Origin of the sequence: Pseudobacteriovorax antillogorgiicola (assembly GCF_900177345.1) — a bacterium.
In the GTDB taxonomy this organism is placed as follows: Bacteria; Bdellovibrionota_B; Oligoflexia; order Oligoflexales; family Oligoflexaceae; genus Pseudobacteriovorax; species Pseudobacteriovorax antillogorgiicola.
Genome location: NZ_FWZT01000022.1, coordinates 44,805 through 65,834, shown reverse-complemented (window position 1 = coordinate 65,834; position 21,030 = coordinate 44,805). Strand labels below are relative to the sequence as shown.

The 21,030-nt window shown below is 46.4% G+C and carries 18 protein-coding genes; 13 read left to right on the top strand and 5 right to left on the bottom strand.

Annotated elements, in window-relative coordinates:
* Positions 1–106 precede the first annotated feature (106 nt).
* From B9N89_RS23715 to B9N89_RS23680, 8 genes are all read left to right on the top strand, one after another.
* Positions 107–1,006 (top strand): hypothetical protein, encoded by a 900-nt coding sequence (locus B9N89_RS23715; RefSeq protein WP_132323375.1) that lies wholly within the window; start codon positions 107–109, stop codon positions 1,004–1,006.
* Positions 1,007–1,153: 147 nt separating this feature from the next.
* Positions 1,154–2,257 (top strand): glycerophosphodiester phosphodiesterase, encoded by a 1,104-nt coding sequence (locus B9N89_RS23710; protein ID WP_132323373.1) that lies wholly within the window; start codon positions 1,154–1,156, stop codon positions 2,255–2,257.
* 389 nt (positions 2,258–2,646) lie between these two features.
* Positions 2,647–3,762, top strand: a complete 1,116-nt coding sequence (locus B9N89_RS23705) for a S1 family peptidase (RefSeq protein ID WP_132323371.1) — start codon at positions 2,647–2,649, stop codon at positions 3,760–3,762.
* A gap of 187 nt (positions 3,763–3,949) precedes the next feature.
* Positions 3,950–4,498 carry a TetR/AcrR family transcriptional regulator gene (locus B9N89_RS23700; RefSeq protein WP_132323369.1) on the top strand — a complete coding sequence of 183 codons (549 nt, stop codon included), beginning with the start codon at positions 3,950–3,952 and terminating at the stop codon, positions 4,496–4,498.
* 18 nt (positions 4,499–4,516) lie between these two features.
* Positions 4,517–5,446 carry an NAD(P)/FAD-dependent oxidoreductase gene (locus B9N89_RS23695; protein WP_132323367.1) on the top strand — a complete coding sequence of 310 codons (930 nt, stop codon included), beginning with the start codon at positions 4,517–4,519 and terminating at the stop codon, positions 5,444–5,446.
* A gap of 82 nt (positions 5,447–5,528) precedes the next feature.
* The gene (locus tag B9N89_RS23690; protein ID WP_132323365.1) at positions 5,529–6,131 is read left to right on the top strand and encodes a class I SAM-dependent methyltransferase; all 603 of its coding nucleotides are present in this window, start codon (positions 5,529–5,531) and stop codon (positions 6,129–6,131) included.
* A gap of 101 nt (positions 6,132–6,232) precedes the next feature.
* The gene (locus B9N89_RS23685) at positions 6,233–6,868 is read left to right on the top strand and encodes a TetR/AcrR family transcriptional regulator (protein WP_159455597.1); all 636 of its coding nucleotides are present in this window, start codon (positions 6,233–6,235) and stop codon (positions 6,866–6,868) included.
* A gap of 125 nt (positions 6,869–6,993) precedes the next feature.
* On the top strand, positions 6,994–8,319 hold the full coding sequence (locus B9N89_RS23680) for an NCS2 family permease (RefSeq protein WP_200820779.1): 1,326 nt from the start codon (positions 6,994–6,996) through the stop codon (positions 8,317–8,319).
* Positions 8,320–8,395: 76 nt separating this feature from the next.
* Here the strand turns inward: B9N89_RS23680 and B9N89_RS23675 are convergent, their stop codons facing one another.
* The gene (locus B9N89_RS23675; RefSeq protein ID WP_132323361.1) at positions 8,396–10,636 is read right to left on the bottom strand and encodes a bifunctional alpha,alpha-trehalose-phosphate synthase (UDP-forming)/trehalose-phosphatase; all 2,241 of its coding nucleotides are present in this window, start codon (positions 10,634–10,636) and stop codon (positions 8,396–8,398) included.
* Positions 10,629–12,425 carry a glycoside hydrolase family 15 protein gene (locus tag B9N89_RS23670; RefSeq protein ID WP_159455596.1) on the bottom strand — a complete coding sequence of 599 codons (1,797 nt, stop codon included), beginning with the start codon at positions 12,423–12,425 and terminating at the stop codon, positions 10,629–10,631. Before B9N89_RS23670 ends, B9N89_RS23675 begins: the two co-directional genes overlap by 8 nt.
* 588 nt (positions 12,426–13,013) lie before the next feature.
* Here B9N89_RS23670 and B9N89_RS23665 point away from each other — a divergent pair.
* Together B9N89_RS23665 and B9N89_RS23660 are read left to right on the top strand one after the other, a co-directional pair.
* Entirely contained in the window at positions 13,014–13,934 is a 921-nt protein-coding gene (locus B9N89_RS23665; protein WP_132323357.1) for a hypothetical protein, read from the top strand.
* Between the two features lie 268 nt (positions 13,935–14,202).
* Positions 14,203–14,688 carry a YciI family protein gene (locus B9N89_RS23660; protein WP_159455595.1) on the top strand — a complete coding sequence of 162 codons (486 nt, stop codon included), beginning with the start codon at positions 14,203–14,205 and terminating at the stop codon, positions 14,686–14,688.
* 168 nt (positions 14,689–14,856) lie between these two features.
* Here B9N89_RS23660 and B9N89_RS23655 read toward each other — a convergent pair whose 3' ends face one another.
* Together B9N89_RS23655 and B9N89_RS23650 are read right to left on the bottom strand one after the other, a co-directional pair.
* Positions 14,857–15,951 carry a peroxidase family protein gene (locus B9N89_RS23655; RefSeq protein ID WP_132323353.1) on the bottom strand — a complete coding sequence of 365 codons (1,095 nt, stop codon included), beginning with the start codon at positions 15,949–15,951 and terminating at the stop codon, positions 14,857–14,859.
* Positions 15,952–16,035: 84 nt separating this feature from the next.
* Positions 16,036–17,130: a peroxidase family protein gene (locus B9N89_RS23650; protein WP_132323351.1), complete on the bottom strand. Its 1,095-nt coding sequence runs from the start codon at positions 17,128–17,130 to the stop codon at positions 16,036–16,038.
* 297 nt (positions 17,131–17,427) lie between these two features.
* Between B9N89_RS23650 and gntF the strand changes: the two genes are divergently transcribed.
* The 3 genes from gntF (at position 17,428) to B9N89_RS23635 (ending at position 20,498) form a co-directional block, all read left to right on the top strand.
* Positions 17,428–18,195 carry a guanitoxin biosynthesis pre-guanitoxin forming N-methyltransferase GntF gene (gntF, locus tag B9N89_RS23645; protein WP_159455594.1) on the top strand — a complete coding sequence of 256 codons (768 nt, stop codon included), beginning with the start codon at positions 17,428–17,430 and terminating at the stop codon, positions 18,193–18,195.
* Positions 18,192–18,605 carry an EamA family transporter gene (locus B9N89_RS23640; RefSeq protein WP_132323347.1) on the top strand — a complete coding sequence of 138 codons (414 nt, stop codon included), beginning with the start codon at positions 18,192–18,194 and terminating at the stop codon, positions 18,603–18,605. Before gntF ends, B9N89_RS23640 begins: the two co-directional genes overlap by 4 nt.
* 231 nt (positions 18,606–18,836) lie before the next feature.
* Positions 18,837–20,498: an AMP-binding protein gene (locus B9N89_RS23635; RefSeq protein WP_132323345.1), complete on the top strand. Its 1,662-nt coding sequence runs from the start codon at positions 18,837–18,839 to the stop codon at positions 20,496–20,498.
* Between the two features lie 27 nt (positions 20,499–20,525).
* Here the strand turns inward: B9N89_RS23635 and B9N89_RS23630 are convergent, their stop codons facing one another.
* Positions 20,526–21,008 carry a response regulator gene (locus B9N89_RS23630; protein ID WP_159455593.1) on the bottom strand — a complete coding sequence of 161 codons (483 nt, stop codon included), beginning with the start codon at positions 21,006–21,008 and terminating at the stop codon, positions 20,526–20,528.
* Positions 21,009–21,030 lie beyond the last annotated feature (22 nt).

Here is a 21,030-nt window from a genome sequence, read left to right as displayed (position 1 = left end):
GTGTAAAGGCATGAAAAAGTTTCTAAGAAGCTTGCATGATTTGCTTGATGCCATGGAGTGAGATGCCTAGTGTTAGTGGCATAAGACCAATCACAAGGAGCCTTCTGTGAGATTCATCTTTTACCTCATCCTACTCCTTTGCCAGAACAGTCAGGGGAGTGAAGCCTTTGAGCAGTACAAGCCTGATATGAAGGCTCTTAATAGCAGCCCTAAGGCCAAGCGCTATTACGAGCTACTTAATAAGTCGGTGATAACCTACAAAGATCGTCCTATCTACGAGGAACGATATAAGATTATAAAAGAGCTGCTGGTTAAGTACCCCAAGTGGATCGATGGCCACTGGGTCTTTGGTAGCGAAGCCTTCCAGTTGGGGTCGACCTACGTCGATGAAAAGGATCACGATTTAGCTCTTAAAATTTTTTCTGAGGGTGAAGACGCAACTCGATCCTGCCTTGTCCTGGAACCTCGCAATCCGCTCTGTAAGATGTTCCTTGCCACCAACATTGCAGCGGCTGCTGCAATTAGGGGTGTCATTCCATCTTTGAGGTATGGCAGCACAGTCTTGAATCTATGGCTTGATGTCAAAAAGTCTAAAGTGAATTACCAATTTACCCCCGAGGTTTCTCTACAGGGCAGCGTTCACTATGCGCTAGGTTTGTTTCATCGACTGGTGCCTGATTCCACCCTGCTTGATTGGGTCTTCGATGTTCGTGGTGATATTGATGAGGCCGTCAACCTTCATAAAAAAGTCCTGTCTTTGGATGGACCGAGTCCCTGTGGAAATTTGATGCTTGCTGCGGCTCTGCTTTGCAAGGGAGAGAAGGAAGGCTCTACGCCAACACTTGATGTGGATCGTTTGTTAAACAAGGCTCAATCCCTGGCTACAAAGGATTTGAACCAAGCCATCTGTCGTATAGGGGCTAAAACTCTAGCTGAAACTCCGCGTTTGGCATGCGGTTACACCACTGCCAAACAGCAAGACTTAAAACAGGACCCTGGTTCCTAGGCCCAAAAAAGTTCCGCCTTTTCGTGCGTTGACTCCCAAGCACTTGGTGGTCAATTCAGTTTTTACTTGGCAAATTTTATATCTCGTTTACAACAGTCTACTAGGGTTGCCCAGCGCAACCTCAACTCATCTAGGAAAGGACTCGATATGAAATTTAGATGGAAATTACTGTGCTTGCTTCTCGGCTTTACCGGTGCCAACTCCCATTTACATGCTGGAAAAGTAGAAGACTTTAAAAAGCCACTGGTAATTGCTCACAGGGGAGCAAGTGGTTATCTGCCCGAGCATACTCTGGCGGCCTATTCCATTGCGGTTCTTCAGGGCGCTGACTTTATCGAGCCAGATCTTGTCATGACCAAAGACGGGCATTTGGTGGCTCGCCACGACAACTTGCTTGATCTATCCACAGACGTGGCTCAAAGGCCTGAATTTGCGGATCGAAAAACTACAAAAATCGTTGATGGCATAGAGCTTACTGGCTGGTTTTCTGAAGATTTCACTCTAGCAGAAATGAAGACCCTTCGCGCCGTGGAGCGAATTCCTGACATTCGCCCTGATAACACCCGCTTTGACGGAATGTTTGAAGTTCCGACCTTTGAAGAGATCATCAAACTCGCCAAGTCACTGTCGACGGTAACAGGGCGCACGATTGGCCTTTATCCAGAGACGAAGCATCCAAGCCACTTCGATAGGCTTGGGCTTTCCATGGAAGAGCCACTGGTCAAGCTACTCCACAGCAATGGCTACAAGGGCCCCACGGCGCCAGTGTTCATTCAGTCTTTTGAAGTCAGTAACTTGAAAGATCTCAATCGGATGACCGAGATCCCATTGGTGCAACTACTTTGGATCGAAGGTTCGCCCTACGATGCTGAGCTGGAGCAAAGTGGCTTAACTTACGATAAGATGGCGACAGCGAAGGGGCTTCGCGAGATCGCCCGCTATGCTGATGGCGTTGGTCCTGAGAAATATTATTTCATCTTGCCTCGTGATGAGGAAGGGCGCCTCAATGTGGAAAATGATACTGGCTTTGTTAAAAAAGCTCATGACGCAGGTCTCGTGATTCACCCATACACGTTCAGGGCTGAGAATCGGTATCTACCAAGCGATTTGCAGTCAGCAGAGAACCAACCTAATCAGTTAGGTGATGCGGTTTCTGAAATGAAGCTGTTCTTATCACTCGGCATCGATGGATTTTTTACAGATCATCCAGATCTTGGGGTAAAGGCTAAGGCTCAGTTTTTGAGCAAGTAAGGATTCATCATCGGGGGGCTCGTTCGGGGCCACTCGAATGCTCCTCTTAACGCCTTTGAGCTATCTAGCTCGCTGACATTTTGCCTCAATCATAGACAAGTGACAAAAATCTTAACAACCCTTGGTTTTCACCTGAAACATAGCTTTCGAGTAATTACAGTGGTTTAGAGTAATTCCTTCATGAGATAGTCTATCTTATGATCTAAAAGTGCGGCACAGTAGCTGCAATTCTTACCCGTGGGAAGTTTGTGCTCATCCTGAGCATAGATCTGAATGGGGACCTCAAAATTAAATCAATTGTAAAAAATTTTAGATTTCTCAGTCAGCGAGAATCCGGGTGAGCATCTTGTTTTTCCCTTTTGTTGTTGTAATTTCTGTAGGTGAAAAAGATGAAGAAGCTGTTTGTGAATTGTTGCGTTTCAATTGGACTGATGTCGACGCTCGTATCCTGTGGTGTGAAAGAAAACTCTAGCCTAAAAATCTCGAATGGAGTTCCAGCCAACCTTGCTCCGATGGGGATTCAAAAGTCAACTGTAGGAATCAGCCTGGGAGGTGGAATCTGTTCGGGAACTTTGATCAGAGAAGATATCGTGCTGACGGCAGCACACTGTATTAGCAATCGGATGTCTGTGACTGTAGGCGAAAGCTTTGGTACTGGGGATGCGATACCAGTGCAGAGTGCGGTGATCCACCCCAGTTGGAGAGGTCAGAATACTAGAACCATAGTGCCGAATGATATCGCAGTGGTAAAGCTAAGCCGGTCCGCTGTTCCCTATGGGGCTGTGCCGATGCCTTTGAATCCAAGCGAATCCATTTCCCGCGACGTGTGGATTGCGGGCTATGGTCAACGTGAGACCGGTGGCTCGGGTCGCCTTCTCTATGCTGACGTCACAGCGAGTAGTGTGAACCGAACCTTTGCAGGAACCATCGAAACATCTCGTCAGGGCGATCGTCAAGGTGCGTGTCCAGGGGATTCCGGCGGACCCATGTATACTCGCATTGATGGCAACTGGTACGTGACAGGCGCGCTTTCCGGAGGGTCTGGCTGTGGAGCTGGGAATGTCTACTCCAGTTCTATCTACTTTCGTGACTTTATCGATGAAGCAATTGCGGATCTAGGTACAAGCTATCCAGCTCCCAACCCAGGACAGCAGCCAGAGCAACCAGATACCCCTGATGACGAGCCAGAAGTAAATCCTAGAAACCCCTGCGGAGAAGGCTGTGAGAAGATATCTGGTTATCTTGCCAATGGGCAGGTCGGGGTCCTCGGTGATGCCTTTTATGGTCAGGGAGTCATCAAAGGTTTCCTTATTGGTGCAGAAGGGACAGACTTCGATCTCTACTTGCAGAGACGAGGCTTCTTTGGATGGTCAACTGTTGCTAGTTCGGAAGGTGAAAGCTCCAATGAAGCCATATCTGTGAGCACAGGCAATAGTGTTCAGGCTTTACGCTGGGTGATCAAATCCTATTCTGGCGCTGGTCAATTTACGTTCTTCTCCAACTAATGATATATGGCCCTCTTTCGAGAGGGCTCATTGCTAAAGTCTGCTTTTAACCAACTAGCCCCTATAACCCACAGTTTTCAATATTCAATTCAGATTCTTCTAAAGGGAAAACATTATCTTGACGAGAAGTGTTACATTGGTGTAACAAATGTTATTGATATGTAACTTTATTGGAAGAAGATAAACCTTGGAAACCAGAGAAAAAATCTTAGAAGCTGCTGTGGAAGTCTTCGGCTGGGGACCTAGTTCCTCACTGGAAGCTGTGGCTAAGAAGGCAGGCATCACGAGAATGACCGTCTCTCGGCACTTTAAAAGCAAGGACGTGTTGCTCCTTGAAGCCCGTGAATATTGCATCGACCTCTTTCAGAAAGTGATCGACGAGGCCGTTGCATCGCAGCAGTCCAGCATTGATAAGCTCACACAGATTCTGGTCAATTATGTACCGCTTCACTCCCACTATATATTTTTGATCAGAGCGGTTGCTGGGGAAATAGAAGACGATGGCAATCAGCGCCTCAGAAAGCAAGTGGCGAGTGTTTGTCAGATCACGGAGCAAGCCAAAACAGATGGCTATATCAGGAAGGATTTCCCTACAGCTTGGGTGTCAAGCTTTCTTGATTTTATTGCAATTGGAATTGGCAATGTGAAGCAACAGGGCTCGATAGCACCCAACGAGACAAATCGAATTGCTGTGGAGTCTTTCCTATATGGTTGTTCCCCCAAAAACAAAGCTTAGAGCGAAAAGGAGGTTGATGTGAACAAGCAATACTATGATGTGATAGTTCTCGGTGGTGGGCCAGCGGGCATGAACGCGGCCTTGGTTTTGGGTAGGAGTCGGCTAGAAGTGCTGGTTCTCAATGCTGAAACACCTCGGAACTTAGTTACAACTCACTCCCATGGTTTCCTTACGCAAGATGGCAAGCATCCCTCGGAGATACTAAGCATCGCGAAGAAGCAGTTAAAAAAATATCCATTAGTGGACTATAGGGTTGATCGAGCAATTGACCTAGTTCAGCTTGAGATTGGCTTTAAGGTAATCACTGAGAGCAATGAATACCTTTCTCGGCGGGTCATCGTCGCTACAGGCTATAAAGACAACATTGATAAACTTGGAATCCAAGGCCTTCGTGAGGTTTACGGAAAATCTGTTTTTCCGTGTCCGTTCTGTGATGGGTTTGAAATGTCTGATAGGAAGTTAGCGGTCTTCGGCGATGCTAATGTTGGGCCTATGTTTGCGAAAATTATATCGAACTGGTCGGATGATGTGGTTGTCGTGACAAACGGTGAGCAAATCAAAGATGAGCAAGTGCTTGAAAGTTTGCGCCGAAATAAAGTATCCCTCATAGATAAGCCAATCAAAGATCTTGTTTCTAAAAATGGTCTTTTAGAAAAAATTGTTTTTGAAGATGGGGCGTCAGTTTCAAGAGACGGTGGGTTCATCGCTGACACCAGGGCCACAGAGAGTGTTGATTTTCTGAATAAACTCAAGCTTCCTACGTCGAGTGGCTTTATTGGAATGAAATCCTATAAAGTAGACGAGAACAAGGAATCGCCAATCAAAGGGCTATACATTGTTGGTGATGCTCGCACTGGCTGGAGTGGAGTGGTCAGCGCAGCCGCTGAAGGTAGCGATGTAGCCGCATCCATCACTCATCAGATTGTTGCAGAAAAGTGGATAAACTAAACTGCCTTGCTCAGACGAAGAATGCAGGCAAGCTTAGTGATCGTGATTTTGAGATAACTATCCAAGGAGGCATTGAATAACTATGGAAAAGCTTAAATACTACGATGAAATGAGGCCTAGGTGGGCCAACGACTATCCATCCATCGATAGTATCGAAGATGTTTGGAAATTTTATAAAGAGTGTGGCTATCAAAATCCCCAGGATTCAATCATCTCACTTTTTAATGATATTGACTGGCAACAGCATCGCATCCTTGACGTTGGTTGTGACAATGGCCTCATGCTTGACTTCATCTGCAATGGTTTGTCTAATGTTCAGGGCTTTGGCATCGATATCAATCCCAAGGCGATAGACCGTGCGACAGAAGGTTACCCGAACTTGAACTTCCTAGCCTATGATGGAGCTCACTTTCCATTTACTGATAAGTATTTTGACGTGGTTTTTATGTCTGCTGTTGCGAAACATATTCGTTATGAAGATAGAGAAGGCTTCTATGATGAGATCAAGAGGGTAGCCCGGTATTTGATAGTTATTGAAGTGGATGCTAAGGAAAAAAAGTTGGAAAAGTTCAGCGATTGGACATTCTATCATTCAAATTTTGAAGAGGAATTCAATAGGTATTTCAGGCTTCAAAGCTTGAGCCGCGAGGGTGGAGACATGTTGGGTGTCTATCAGTGCGTCTAGGCGAATGCGCTTCAGCCTTGCCATTCCCGCTGCGAGCATGGATACTAAACCCATAATAGGCAATATGGTAAGCTACATGGATCGAGACATGGGGGAGTGCGGTGCCGCGACCAAGATTTCATAACTTAGATCAAGAAAAACAGAGTTCCATACTTGATGTAGCAGAGCGGGAGTTCGTGGCTAAAGGTTTTGCAGGAGCGTCCCTCAATGAAATCATGCGGGAGGTAGGGGTCAGTAAGGGAGCTATTTATTATTATTTTGATGATAAGGCAGACTTGTTCGCAACCTGCCTAGAACGCTTGATGGTGCCTTTCGAGAAGCTTCTCCATGACATTTATATCAGCTTCAATTCCCAGGAAGCTTTTTGGGAATCTCTACTTGATGCTTGCACCACGATTCAGAAATCTCATCACAAAAACCCCAAGCGTGCTGCCGCTAGCCGCTTGGAGGATCTCATGAAGGGCGAGTCGCTTCTAGAAGAGCGTTGGCGGAATCAGCAAGGCTCTGAATTTGCTCAGTGGGTCTCAAAACTCCTCAGTGAAGCTCAATCAAAGGGCTTTATGCGGATGGATCTCAACCACAGCTTGGCTAGTAGGATCTGGCTCGATATCAGCCATTCTTTTGATCACTGGATTCGTGAGACCTATGATGAGGGCGCGATGATGCTCACCGATGAGCAAGTAGAACAGTTGGCGCATACCCAATGGGATTTATTGCGGCGAACTCTTGCGCCCTAGCAACTTTTTATGCGTTTATTTGACACCATTAAAATGGGAGTTTGAATTAGTTCCAGTACTAAGCCTTTCTTTTTAGCGACAGTGGATATAAGAAACTAGGAAATCGCAAAAGGGAAGGAGGAGCTTTGGAGACTTTTTTTAAACTCAAAGACCATCAGACTTCGGTAAAAACTGAATTGATGGCTGGATTGACGACTTTCATGACCATGGCCTACATCTTGGTTGTGAATCCCATGTTTTTGTCAAAGGCTGGAATGGATGCAGGGGCTGTTTTTACGGCAACAGCTCTTTCAGCGGCCTTTGCTACCACAGTGATGGCACTGACTGCCAAGCTTCCCTTTGCGCTAGCGCCTGGTATGGGCTTGAATGCTTTTTTCGCCTTCACTGTTGTCTTGGGTATGGGCTACTCCTGGCAATTTGCTCTCACCGCAGTCTTTTTAGAAGGCCTGATCTTCATCGCGCTATCGCTACTCAATATTCGAGAGGCGATCATCAATGCCATCCCTGAGAACCTCAAGAAGGCAGTTTCTTCTGGAGTGGGCCTATTCATCTGTATGATCGGCTTGGTCAATGCCGGGGTCATCAAAACTGGAATGGCTCATGTTGGTGATGGCCGTCTTGATGGCGTTGTGGTCACCCTTGGCGATGTTACCGGGGCCGCCCCTTTAGTGGCCTTTATAGGTTTGGCATTCAGCGCCTTTTGTTTGGTTCGTGGCATAAAGGGAGCCTTGTTGTGGGGAATCTTCTTGGCGACAGCCGTGGGAATTCCTATGGGTGTCACTCAAGTTGGAGACGGTTTTAGCCCTGTGAGCCTACCACCCAGTATCGCACCGGTTGCCTTCCAGCTCGACTTCTCGCAAGTTTTTTCTGCAGATATGGCGATAGTCCTATTTACATTTTTATTTGTGGATCTCTTCGATACCGTAGGAACCTTGGTTGGTGTGACAAATAAATCGGGGATGGTGGATAAAGACGGCCGTATTCCAAGGGCTAAGGCAGCCCTGTTTTCAGATGCTATTGGGACTACGGCAGGTGCCTTGCTTGGAACCAGCACGGTGACCACCTATGTGGAATCTGCTTCAGGAGTTTCGGAAGGTGGTCGCACGGGGCTTACAGCACTAGCTGTGGCCGGACTATTTTTATTGGCATTATTCCTAGCTCCTATCTTTACCTTAGTGCCGGCTGCTGCAACAGCTCCAGCGCTAGTGCTGGTAGGGCTTTTCATGATGAGCCCGATCCAAAGCTTGGATCTAGAAGACTATACGGAAGCCCTACCTGCTTTCCTAACAGTTGTGATGATGCCGTTTACCTATAGCATAGCGAATGGCATCATCTTTGGCTTTCTAAGCTATATCGTATTAAAAATGATTTCTGGCAAAGCTACAGAAGTGAAGCCCCTGATGTATGCCATTGGTGTGCTTTTCCTTGCCAAATTCATGCTGTTGAGCTGAAGCTTAGGAATCTGGCGGCGAGAGATGTTTCTCCGCCGCTATGGATGGATACTAAGATTTCAAGATGTGGGCAAAGCTACATGCTGGCATCGTTACTCGCTCCACTAATGGAATACCGAGGGTTAAAATTCTCGATCAGCAGGTTGATAAACTCATATAGATTTGCCGGAGAATCGAGAAAGTATTTTGAGTAGGCGTTCTCAGATCCAATGTGAATCGACTCATTGAACTTAGTGTGCACACGGTGCATATCCTCGTCCGTGGTGTCATCTCCTATGGTGAGAAGTGCATCATCATCTCGATTCCAGCTGAACTTATCCAACACAGTCTCTACTGCATAGCCCTTGTGAGCAAGACTTTGTCGAATCTCAACGGCTTTTTTGCCGTGATAGACAGACCAAGAGGTTTTGTTTAGCATTTGCTCCAAGCTTTCTCCAAGGATGCGCGCTTGGTTTGCAGCAAATTCTGGCTCGGACTCTCGGTAGTGCCATACGATGCAGGTCTCTTTCTTTTCGATGTGACTTTTGGGTACGGCGTGCTGGTAGGTTTCAAGCAATTCCATTATCTCTACTTGCAGAGAGTTAGCATCTTCTGCCGAAACTGTGATCACCTGCTCCCAGTCCTTATCATCTGAGTAGCGGATAAATGAACCGTGTTCCGCAGCGATATGAGTTCCGTATTTTAATAGATACTGCTCGCAGAAGCTTGTTGGGCGCCCCGTGACAATAGTCGAGATAATATTGCTTTGGGGAGCGAGAGCGGCCATCAACTCATCGAGAGCTTTATCAGGGACGGCCAGCTCTGGCTTATCCTGAATTGGAGCCAGAGTCCCGTCGTAGTCCAAGAACAAGAAAATGCGCTCTCTGTTCTTTATTTTCTCCACCAGCTTGAATTGTTCGCTTTTCGTTAAATGCTTAGAGTTGACTCGGGTATCCATTTCGTGTTGACTCCACATTGCCATAAAGTTCTGGGCCCAATTAATATTGTCGTGTTCCTTCATTCGTTTTCTAAGTGCTTGCATCCTCTCGCGCCGTTCCTTGGGTGGCATTTCCAGAGCATGATTGAGAGTGTGAGCGACGGTTTCAATATCGTAAGGGTTCACTTGCAACGCCTCGCCCATCTCACTCGCAGCACCTGCAAACTCGCTGAGCACCAAGCAACCGTCCCCATCAGTCCGGGCAGCGACATACTCCTTGGCAACCAAGTTGAGACCATCGCGAAGGGGAGTGACCACCATCACATCAGCTTGCTGATAAAGTTCGATCACCTCTTCTTGAGGAATCGATCGGAAAATATACTCTACCGGAATATAGTCCGAGCGAGAAAACTCCCCATTAATCTTCCCGACCAACCGTTCGACCTGGCTGCGAATCTTATTATAGGAGCCGATGTTCTGCCGGCTCGGGACACAGATCTGAATCAAGCGGGCTTTACCTACAAAATGTGGGTAAAGCTCCAAGAAGCGGGCAAAGGATTTTAAACGCTCAGGCAGTCCTTTGGTGTAGTCCAAGCGATCGATACCCAAGAACGTGATCCGGTCGCTATCGCGAAGCCTTTCCAAAATTCGTGTGCCGAGGCTTTTGGTCTTTGCAAAGGCCTTAAAGTCTACGCCTAAGGGGTGGGCTGCGACCTTGATGGGCCGATCCTGGAACATGATCTCATTGATCTTGGTCTTGGCGCCTGCAACCCGTTTTGCAGACTGGATGAAGTGCCGTGCGTAGTCATAGGTGTGGAAGCCGATGTAGTCAGCACCCAGCAAGCCGTTAATCAGCTCCGAACGGCGTGGAATAGCCCTAAAAATCTCACTTGATGGAAACGGAATATGGTGGAAGTATGAAATTTTTAGATCATTCTGATGTTCCCGCAGGATTTGGGGTAGTAGCATCAACTGATAATCGTGCACCCAGATTCGATCCCCCGGTGAAAGTAAGTCAATGATGGCCTTGGCAAAGGCGTGATTAGCTTCTACATAGGACTTCCAATGGCCATCCGATATACTCATACTAGCAAGAAAGTTGTGAAACAGGGGCCACAAAGTGCCGTTGGCGTAACCATTATAGTATTTGTCATATACCTTTGGTCTGATGTGCACTGGAACTAAGTTGTGCTCCTTCAGATAGCTTTCAAGCTCTGGATCTTGGCCTTGGAGTTGCCCCAAGAAACCGATCCAAAGAGAATCGGATTGTTCGTGGATTTCTCTTAGCCCAGTGACTAGGCCACCGCTGCTAGCCTTGAGTCGCTGGCCTGCAGGAGCTTCGTCGTTATAGTTTACTGGCAGTCGATTGGATACGATAAAAAGTTTTCCTTGTTCACTCATGACTTGCCTCGCTTTCTAAGAATAATGAACCTTGATGGGGAAACAAAGTAAATACGGCATTGATAAAACCAACATGAGAATAGGTTTGAGGGAAGTTCCCCCAAAGAGCCCCAGTCTTGGGGTCGACATCCTCACTATAGAGCCCTAGATGATTTTTATAGGTGAGCAGCTTTTCAAGTAGTTCCATAGCCTCTTCTCGCCGATCCAGGTGAGCGAGCGCTTCAACAAGCCAAAACGAACAAATAAGAAAGGCATTGTGAGTCTCGCCAAAATCATCGGACGCTATGTAGCGATGTAAAAGGCCACTGGGGTGAGATAGATGTTCCTTGATCGAGTCCACAAGCTTATGAGCCCTGGGATCATTCTTACGAAGATAGCCCATATTCACCATCATCAGGAGCGAGGCGTCTAAGTCTCTCGATCCAACCGCTTGGGTAAAGGTCTCAAGCTCGTTGTTCCAAGCCATGGTATCGATATACTCTGAAATCTTGCGGCGTAGACTGGAACACCGGAGTGCCTTATCTGTTTTGCCGGCGTTGGCAAATATCTTCTCGCCGATTTGAAGACCGGCCCAGTTAAGAAGTAGAGTAAAAGTATGAACCTGAGCTTTGCCTCGAAACTCCCATAGCCCAGCATCAGGTGCTGTGAGGTAACGTTCGATCTGGTCGATCAGATTGTCTACGATACCAAGAGGAACCATGTCTTTTTCTTTACAAAAGCGATGATCAAGGTAGATAGGGCTCAGAGCCAGGAGAATCTCTCCATAAACATCGTATTGCAGATGCTCATAGGCCTGATTCCCGATGCGCACTGGTTTGTTGCCCTGGAAGCCTTCTAGATGATCCAGGATGACTTCGACCAGGGATGAGTTGCCATCAATGCCGTAAACGGGTTGAATGAAAAAATCTCGTTGCCGTGAATCTTCGACAAGATTGTGCAGGTACAAAAGGAATTTTTCAAGCTCTTCAAAGTGAGTGAGTCGTTGCAGGGCGGAAAGTGAAAACATAGCATCACGAATCCAGCAGTAACGATAGTCCCAATTTCGTTCGGTGCCAGAGGCTTCGGGAATGCTAGTGGTTGTAGCCGCTATAATTGCGCCAGTGTCTTCGAATTGGTGAAGCTTAAGAACGAGGGCAGAGCGGATAACCTCCTCCTGGAATCGATTGGGTAAGTGACTATGTTTGATCCACCGTTCCCAGTACTCGCAAGTTTTCTCGTAAAAATGAATCGAAACTTCTTTAAGGTCCGCTTCCAATGGCTGACCCTGGGTAAGGGCGAAGTAAAATGATCGGTCAACCACAAAGCTTTTATGGGATGCGATATAGGTGAGGGGAGCATTGCTAGTTAGCCGCAGTGGAGAGTCGTAGCCCTGAAACTCAATGTGGTTTGACTCTAGGATCTGCTTGCTACTTTTTTCGCCGTAGTTGATTTTAGCATCGATCTGAACACGGCAGCGAGGCTTCCCAGATATGGGGCGAACGATGCGAAACAAAGCCTTGGGTTTGAAGTAGCGATTGTATTGTTGGAATCGGGGTGCAAAATCAATCACCTCGAAGCTGCCATGTTCACTTGAGAAAACAGTTCGCAAAACATTGGTGTTGCCAACGTAGCTCTGCACACCTCGGGTGTTATCCTCCATCGAAATTTGAAAGCATCCCCCTCGGTTTTTATCAATCAAGCCACCGAATACAAAGCTTGAGTCAAATCGAGGCCAACATAACCACTCCACATTTCCCAAGGGGCTGATAAGAGCACTGTATTGGCAGTTGCCAATAATACCTAGTTCCATGGTATCTCCATTCCGCATCTATTCAAATTTCCATTCAGCTACTATACATGGCCACCCCGTAGGCTCAAGGCCCCGCAGCGACTGATCCGACAAAGATGCAAAGGTATGGTCCTGAAAACTTTAGAACTGTGATTTATTCCTACGTATAAGTAGCGTATATACTTTAACTCTCCACGATGTCTGTAGTATTATTACTAGGCTTTTTTCTGGCACGTCGTTTTTTAGGCAAGGCCATTGAGCTATGGAGAGTTCCCTAGAAACTGCCACGGACTGAGGCTCTGGCACCTAGGTTAGAAGAGTCTGAAAGTGTGAGCTGGTTTAGCTCATTAGTTATGGCGGTGCCGTATTGATTGTGATTAATTGGCGTGATACCACTTCCTTTGGAAAGATCGTAGCTATGAAATAGGTATTCAAGGGTCTATCCCTTGGTTGCTAAGTTCTTCTCGTGTCGATCAAGTTCCCGACGTAAACAAAACAAATAGTATCATAATATCAATATCTTATCATGCATCAAAAGAGGGTACCCTTTTTGCATTTATAGAACTGACATCTGAAGGTTCTAAACATTTCAACAGGAGCGAGCAGCAAATGCAAAACTATAGGAACGTGGGAACATTAATTCTAATCTTAGGACTTCATCTATCTTGTTCAAGCCACGTATTCAATCATGCTGTACCAACCACTACGGATGTGAATGGTCGGCAGTCGAGTCAATCAAACTCCGAGATTAAAAGTTCAGATTCTTCTTCCCAATATGATGACAGCTCCAGTTCTAATGATTTGGATGAATCAGATTCAGAAACTGAAGAAACACCTAGCGACATGGGTGAAGAGTTAGCCTTTGGGCCTTGTGAAAATCCCGATTATATTTTGTGCATTGACTTCGAAGATGTTGAGCCAGGTAGCGCTCCCCAAGACACAGAACTTGGGCTAAATGTCGAAGTTGTTGACTCAGCTGGTAAGCAAAGTGCAAAATCACTTCACTTTTATACCAACAACAAAGGTCTTACCTATCAAAGCAGCTATCTAAAAGCTGCCAACATCCCGGGAAAGCATTGGGGCCGATTGTATTATAAAATAGAGAACGTAGCCAACCCATCCAACTACACTCATATAACGTTCGTAGCAGCTACCAACCCCAATGGCTATGAGGTGCGCTTGGCAGATACGGTGAGAGATCCCAGTGGCAAGATTCAATACCTCTATAACTTTCCAGATGATCAAGGTGGAAAATCTTCGGCTTATAACTGGACATTTGACGACAAATGGATCTGCGTCGAGTGGCAAGTGGACTCCGATAAACAGATCTATGAATTCTATCGAATGGGTGAAAAAGTTGGAGATATTTCTGGAAGCGTTGCGGGAGACCACGGTGGAATTCCAGAAAATTATGAAGCTCTGCTGATCGGTGGACAAGTGTATCAGCAAGGGCCAGATGTATCTGGCTGGATCGATGACGTTGTTATCAGCACCTCGCGGATTAATTGTAGCGAGCCGGAGGTGAATTGATATTTTCAGGCCTTAGTGAAACGGGTTCCTTTGTATCTTCAAAGGAACGTCTCCCATAAGTTTATTAATGGCAAATGGTCAGTAAGTGGCGAGAATCAATCACCACAGACCACTTTTAGCCAATCCTCTGTGGAAAATCTTGTGTAAAATTTAATTTCGTGCTAACGAAAGCCCCACTTCGAAGAGATATTATTATCGAAGGAAAAGTCTCTTGGCCTTGGGGTCTTTGAGACTCCCTATCAAGATTTATTCATTTATGAGGATAGTCATGAAACGTCTTGTGTTTATGTCATTTCTAGCGGCAAGTATTTTATCTACAACTGTCTCTGTACAAACCCTCGCTAACGCGAGTCCGAGTGAGGCTCCTACTGTACTTGGTTTGCCAGTAGAGTATCTGGTTGTATTTGAAATGAAGCGTTCCTTTGTGCGACCTAAGCATGATGAACGGCCCAATCTTAATTTTGAGCCTCGTCCCTTTGAAGGTGATCTTGCGAACACCCAGATTCTGAATGACCATCTCGCGTATATGGCTCAGCTCAAAGCTGAAGGTACCCTCCTTACCGGTGGGCCACTACTTGAAAATGTTGAAGATTTGGCGAAGTTGGATGGTGCCATGTTCATCTATTCCGCTCCCTCCAAGCAAGACGTGCTCGACATCATCAACCTCGATCCTTTCCTAAGCGAAGGTATGATGCGCATCAAATTTGTGCGTCCGATGATCGACCTCACCAAAGCGCCTGTACCTGCTCCTTAGTCGGAAGGCCAAAAGTTGCTTCTAATCACAATGCTCCAAGACACTGGTCTATGGAGTATGTCCTTCAATTGAAAAAGAACACGTTTCATCGGGAAGGGAACGAACGAGGTTCTTTGCCTTCGTCCGCCCGGTGATTTTAGCTAAGTTAAGTAAGGCTTATGCAATGCTTCAATGGCTCTTAAGATCAAAGCGATCCAATGTCATTACTTTCGACCAAGCATTCACAAAGTCTGCAACGAACTTTCGTTTAGCATTAGGAGTTGAGTAGGTAAATGCGAAGACCCGCAGCTCAGCATTATTACCAAACATAAGATCATAGTTCGTCGCCTTCCATAGCTGCTCTCCCGAGCCGCGCTTAACCCCCTTGTAAATACCCTGCTCAGAGCTTTCGACCCACTTGATATCGTTGTCGAGAAGGTTGATAAAGTAGTCATTGGTGAGAGCACCACGATACTTGGTGAGCTCACCGTATTCGACACCTTTATAGTTGGCACCAAGGACTCTGAGTCCGCCCGTTAGAACTACCATTTCCTTCCGCGTCAAATCCAAAAGGTCGGCACGGTCAACGAATGATTTTTCCGCAGCCATGTAGCTTTCCTGACTGTAGTAGTTGCGGAAACCATCGGCTGTCACTTTAAGCAAGTTAAAAGATTGCACGTCTGTTTGTTCTTGGCTAGCATCGGTACGTCCCGGAGTAAATGGCACGATGATCCGATAGCCAGCCATTTGCGCTGCATCCTCCACAGCAGAGTTGCCAGCAATGACAATCAGATCGGCTAGCGATACCTGTTTGGTTTTTTGACCCGCATTAAACTGACCTTGGATGCGCTTTAGAAGTTTTATATTTCTTTCGAGCAGGCGAGGTTCGTTGACTTCCCAGGTATTTTGAGGGGCTAAACGAATGCGGGCACCATTGATTCCACCACGCATGTCCGTCGATCGGTAGGATGCTGCAGCGGCCCATGCGGTTTTAATACGATCGGATACGGAAAGGTCTACTTTCCGGATCATCTCTTTAAGTTTTTGGACATCAGCATCATCAATCATTTCATAGTCAGCTGAAGGTAGCGGATCTTGCCAAATGAAGTCTTCATTTGAAAAGTCATTGCCTAAATATCGCGATTTTGGGCCCAAGTCGCGATGGATGAGCTTGAACCAAGCCCGCGCAAAGGCATCGCCGAATTCCTGCGGATCTTTTAGAAAGCGTTTTGAAATAGCCTTATACCTAGGGTCATACTTCAAGGCCAAGTCTGTGGTGAGCATGATAATAGAAACCTTCTCTGCGGGGTCATGAGCATTGGGAGCTAGGTCAGACTCTTCGATGTTCTCAGGGTACCATTGGTACTTTCAACCAGGACCCTTAGTAAGCTTCCAGTCATACTTAAATAGGTTGGTCAGGTACTCATGTGTCCATTCGATCGGCTTAGGAGTCCAAGGGCCTTCAATACCACTGGTGTTGGTCTTAGGACCTTTGGCGGCTGGACAATTGGCTTTGGGGTCTGGACACTCTTTGGGCCGCGGAGCACCATGAGTTTTACCAAAGGTATGTCCACCAGCTATGAGGGCTACTGTCTCCTCGTCATTCATCCCCATGCGGCCAAACGTGGTACGAATTCGTTCCGCAGATAAAAGCGGATCTGGTTTGCCATCAGGGCCTTCTGGGTTTACATAGATCAAGCCCATAACTGATGCGGCAAGAGGCAGCATGAGGTTACCGTTTTCATCAAATCGTTCGCTTTTCAAGAATTCATCTTCAGGTCCCCAATAAACCATATCGGGAGCCCAGTCGTCGATTCGGCCACCGGCCACTCCTAAAGTTTCGAATCCCATATCTCGCATGGCGATGTCGCCTGCTAAGACCATGGCATCTGCCCAAGATAGATTGGGGTAGTATTTATCAACAACTGGTTGGATCAAGAGCCTAGCCTTATCGAGGTTAGCATTGTCAGGCCATTGAGCTAGGGGATAGAATCTCATTTGACCGCCATCCGATCCGCCACGGCCATCGATTGCCCGATAGGTTCCAGCACTGTGCCAAGACAGTCGAATAAATAAAGGGCCATAGTGCCCATAGTCTGCAGGCCAAAACTCTTTTGAATCCGTTAGAACAGCCTTCATATCTGCTTTGACCTGTTCAAAATCGAGCTTAGCAAAGGCCTGAGCGTAGTTAAAATTCGAGCCTAAGGGGTTTTCCGAGCTTTCATTTTTTCGCAGAGGGCCCATATCAACTACCGGAAGATTGCTCTCTCCTTCGACAATGAGTCGAGGGATCATCTGGTCGATAGAGCTATCGGCACTTTCAGCTTGGGGCATCATTGAACTGGTTGCAGGAGGGGCATTATGCGTTTTACCCGATTCACTCTTAGCCATTCCTGGGTAAGAAAAACTTGGGGCCGACATGGCGATGGCTGATGTGATTATCAGACGAGTCATCTTCATCATGAATATCCTTTTTCGATTAGATCAATATGTGGGTCTAAAAATTCGTATCGTAAAAACATACTCTGGCAAAATTGGTTGTTACCGACCTCCTTGGTACAAGTTCACGAAGCAAATTGGTTTGATGGATGACATTAACCGCAATCATAGTTCTAAATATGGGTTTTCAGATGCTTCGTGATGATGCGGGGGAAGTTACAAAAAAATCCGATGAAGAGTGATTTAAGGATTCCAGAAAAGGCGAAAAGTGATACAAGACCTGCTGAAAATTTTCGCTCTATATTTAGAAAGGGGGATTCTATGAGTCATGATTTACAGGACGATACTTCAAGCTTTGAGGGGCGTGCTTATTTGAATGAGTATTTTACCGAGGTGAACGATGAGTATCGAGGACTATACCGTTTCTGGATCGACTCTATAAAAAAGATGGCAGGTGCAAAAGAAGCTCTTGAGCTAGGAGTCGGTCCTACATTGTATACTGCTTTGCCTTTAACTGCAGTTTGTGAGTCAATTGACCTTGCTGACTATGTTCTAGACTGCTTTAAGGAAACCAATGCCTGGCTTAATGGAGATACACAGTCATTTAACTGGAATATCTATACGAAGCTGGTTCTGGAGCTGGAAGGGTCAGCGAACAGTGCCATTGACATCAAGAATCGAGAGAACCTGGTGCGGTTAAAGATTCGCGACACGTTTCATTGCAATATTAAGGAAAAAAATCCAATTGCTCCTCGTAGTAAGACTTACGATATTGTTACAGCTCATTACTGCACAGAAGCTGCGAGTGACTCTGTGAGTACTTGGGAGGGTGTTATCCGTAATATTTGGACTCTTGTTCGACCAGGAGGATGGCTCTTATTAAGTGTTAGCGCAGGATTAAAGCGATTCCGTCAATATGCAGACCAAGAGCCGTGTACTTCATCACCGCAGATCGATAAGCGCTCCGTTTTAAAATGTATAGAGACGCTTCCTGGTGCTGGAAAAGCTGATTGGGAGTATTTACCAGCGCCTCATGACAGACCCTACGAAGGTACGGTTTTGCTCGCCGTTCAAAGAAGCTCCCTATGACCTGGATGACCTGGGCGCTACTTTCCACCTTGCTTTATGGCCTTTGGGCTTTCTTAGGAAAATTAAGTTCGTCAAGCCTGAGCGACAAGCAGGTCTTTATACTGCAGTTTCTGGGTTCACTGCCCGTGATTGCCTACGTTGTGGTTTCCGGTGGGAATCGCATCCCTTGGGATTCGAAAGATAGCTATTTAGCCCTACTTTTCGGTAGCTGTGGTATGCTTGCTACCTTTTTCTTCGTCAAGGCGCTACAAAAGGGCTCCGCTTCAACAGTGACTTTAATGACTGCTCTATATCCAGCAGTGACAGTTGTTCTAGCAGCAATTTTTTTAAAGGAAAGCCTCAATGGACGTCAGATTTCAGGTATCGTGCTGGGGATTCTAGGGATCTATCTTTTGGTTTCAAGCTCTTAGGGAAGTGAGGTCTTTTCATACGCGTTAACGTGAGTCAAAAGCAATGAAGCGATTCATGTAAGTTGTACTTCGGTCAAGGAAACTTATCTTGCCTATGTTTGGCGAACGTTCTTAAATTCTTGTTAGAACTCAAAAATACTGTCAGATCACGGTTAGTACTTTGTCATATTGATCCATTGCGGTTTCACAGTGACTAAGTACTAGCAGGCACTTCCCTAAGGAGAACTTACGATGCATGCAGTCGGACGAACCCCACTTGAATGGTTTTATCACTGGGAGCAGGAGCGGCCCAACCATGTTTTTCTACGTCAACCCTGCGACGGAGATATGATTGAGTACACATGGTCTCGGGTGGGTGAAGAGCTTCGGTCGATGGTCAGTTACTTTCGAGAGCAGGGTTTTGAGGAAGGGGATCGAATCGGAATCATAGCTAGAAATAGTGCGCGTTGGGTCATGGCGGATTTGGCGATTATGATGCTAGGTGGCGTGAGTGTCCCCCTTTATCCAAGTCAAAGCTCTGAATCTGTTCGCTATATTTTAGATCATGCCGACGTGAAATTGCTGTTTGTGGGGAACTTGGATCAAGCCGGGAAGACTCTGGCTGATCTACCGCTGTCTCTTAAAACTGTTGATATGAGCTACGGGGTGAATCATGATTTTTCGTCGTTGACTTGGGAGGAGATCATTGGTCAACACGAACCTCTCAGTGATAGCCCACAGCGCAATCCCCAAAACCTCACCACTATTGTCTATACATCGGGAACGACAGGGCGCGCCAAAGGGGTGATGCATTCAGCTGAAGCGATGGCCTTTGTAGCAAGAAACTTCTATGATTGTTTCCAATTGAAACATGATGATCGGTTTTTCTCGTATCTTCCCCTAGCACATGTGGCAGAGCGATCCCTGCTAGAGCTTACGAGCATCTATGGTGGAATATGCGTGACGTTCATGGAGCATATGGATCACTTCCTTAGGGATCTGAAATCATCTGAGGCGACTGCGTTCTTCACCGTACCCCGGCTCTGGAGTAAGTTCCAATCGGCTATCTTAGAAAAAGTTCCACAGAAGAAACTCGATCGCCTTCTTGCATTACCGCTGGTGTCATATCTTGTGAAGAGGAAGCTAAAATCCCAGCTAGGGTTTGCAAGCGTTCGATCCTTTGGATCTGGAGCCGCTCCTATCTCTGTTGATCTGCTCAAGTGGTATCAGAAGGTTGGTATTGATATTAAGGAGGGGTATGGCCACTCAGAAAACCTTGCCTACGCTACCACTCATCAGACAGAGCCGGTAGTCTGTGGTTCGGTGGGGCAGGCGCTGCCAGGCTGTGATATTAAGATCGATCAAGATGGAGAGATCCTAATTAAAAGCCCAGCAACCATGCTCGGCTACTATCTTGACCCAGAATCGACCATGAGGGCTATGGAAAATGGCTTTTTTAAGACAGGTGATCTAGGAAAGCTCGATGATCAAGGGCACCTGACAATTCGTGGTCGCTGTAAAGATATCTTCAAAACTGAGAAAGGTAAGTACATCGCGCCATCACAGATCGAAGGGCATCTTGACCACAATCGTTATATTGAGCAAATATGTGTGACTGGCCATGGCTTACCACAACCAGTAGCGCTCGTGGTCCCATCTCCGGAAAGCTCTCAGCTCAATCGTGCCGATCTTACCAAGTACCTTGAGGATGCTATGGAGCTAGCCAACCGTAATCTGCAAAACTATGAAAAGGTCAAGAACTTCATTGTCGTGAAGGAGGCCTGGACAGTTGAATCGGGTTTGATGACGCCGACTCTCAAAATGAAGCGTCATATGATCGAAGAAAAGTATCGCGCGATCGTTGAGACTAGCCGTGAGCATAGAGATAGTGTCTTGTGGGAAGAACGGGGATAGTCACGACAGTCTTTTCAAGTAAAATGTTCAAGAATCGGTGGCGATGGCTACTGTAGCAAGGTTTAGGGTATTGAAAAAGGTGATGTAGTCTTTGATAGCCATTGGTTTTGGCCAGAAGCCATTCGCCCCTAAACCTTTTGCTCGGTCAATATCGTCTTGAAAGCTTGAGGTGGTCAGCATCACAACATTTGGTAGGTGTATTGAGCTTGCTTCTTGTCTCAGTAGCTGAAGTACTTCGAAGCCATCGAGTTCTGGCATATTGATGTCTAGCAATAAGATGCTTGGCATGCTTTCCTTGCTAGTGCTGGCATGGCCAGCCCAGTCCAAGAATTCCTCGCCAGATTTAAAAAATATGATGTCTCTACTACAATTTGACTTTCTATAGCAGGCACCGAGTATCTGTCTTTGCTGTGGGTCATCATCAACCACGACTACTGGCCCTGTCGAGCTAGCGAACTCTTTGCCAATAATCTCGGGAAAATTCTCAAGGTTGATCATTAGGTCAGTCATGGGAGTCATATAGTCCTATATA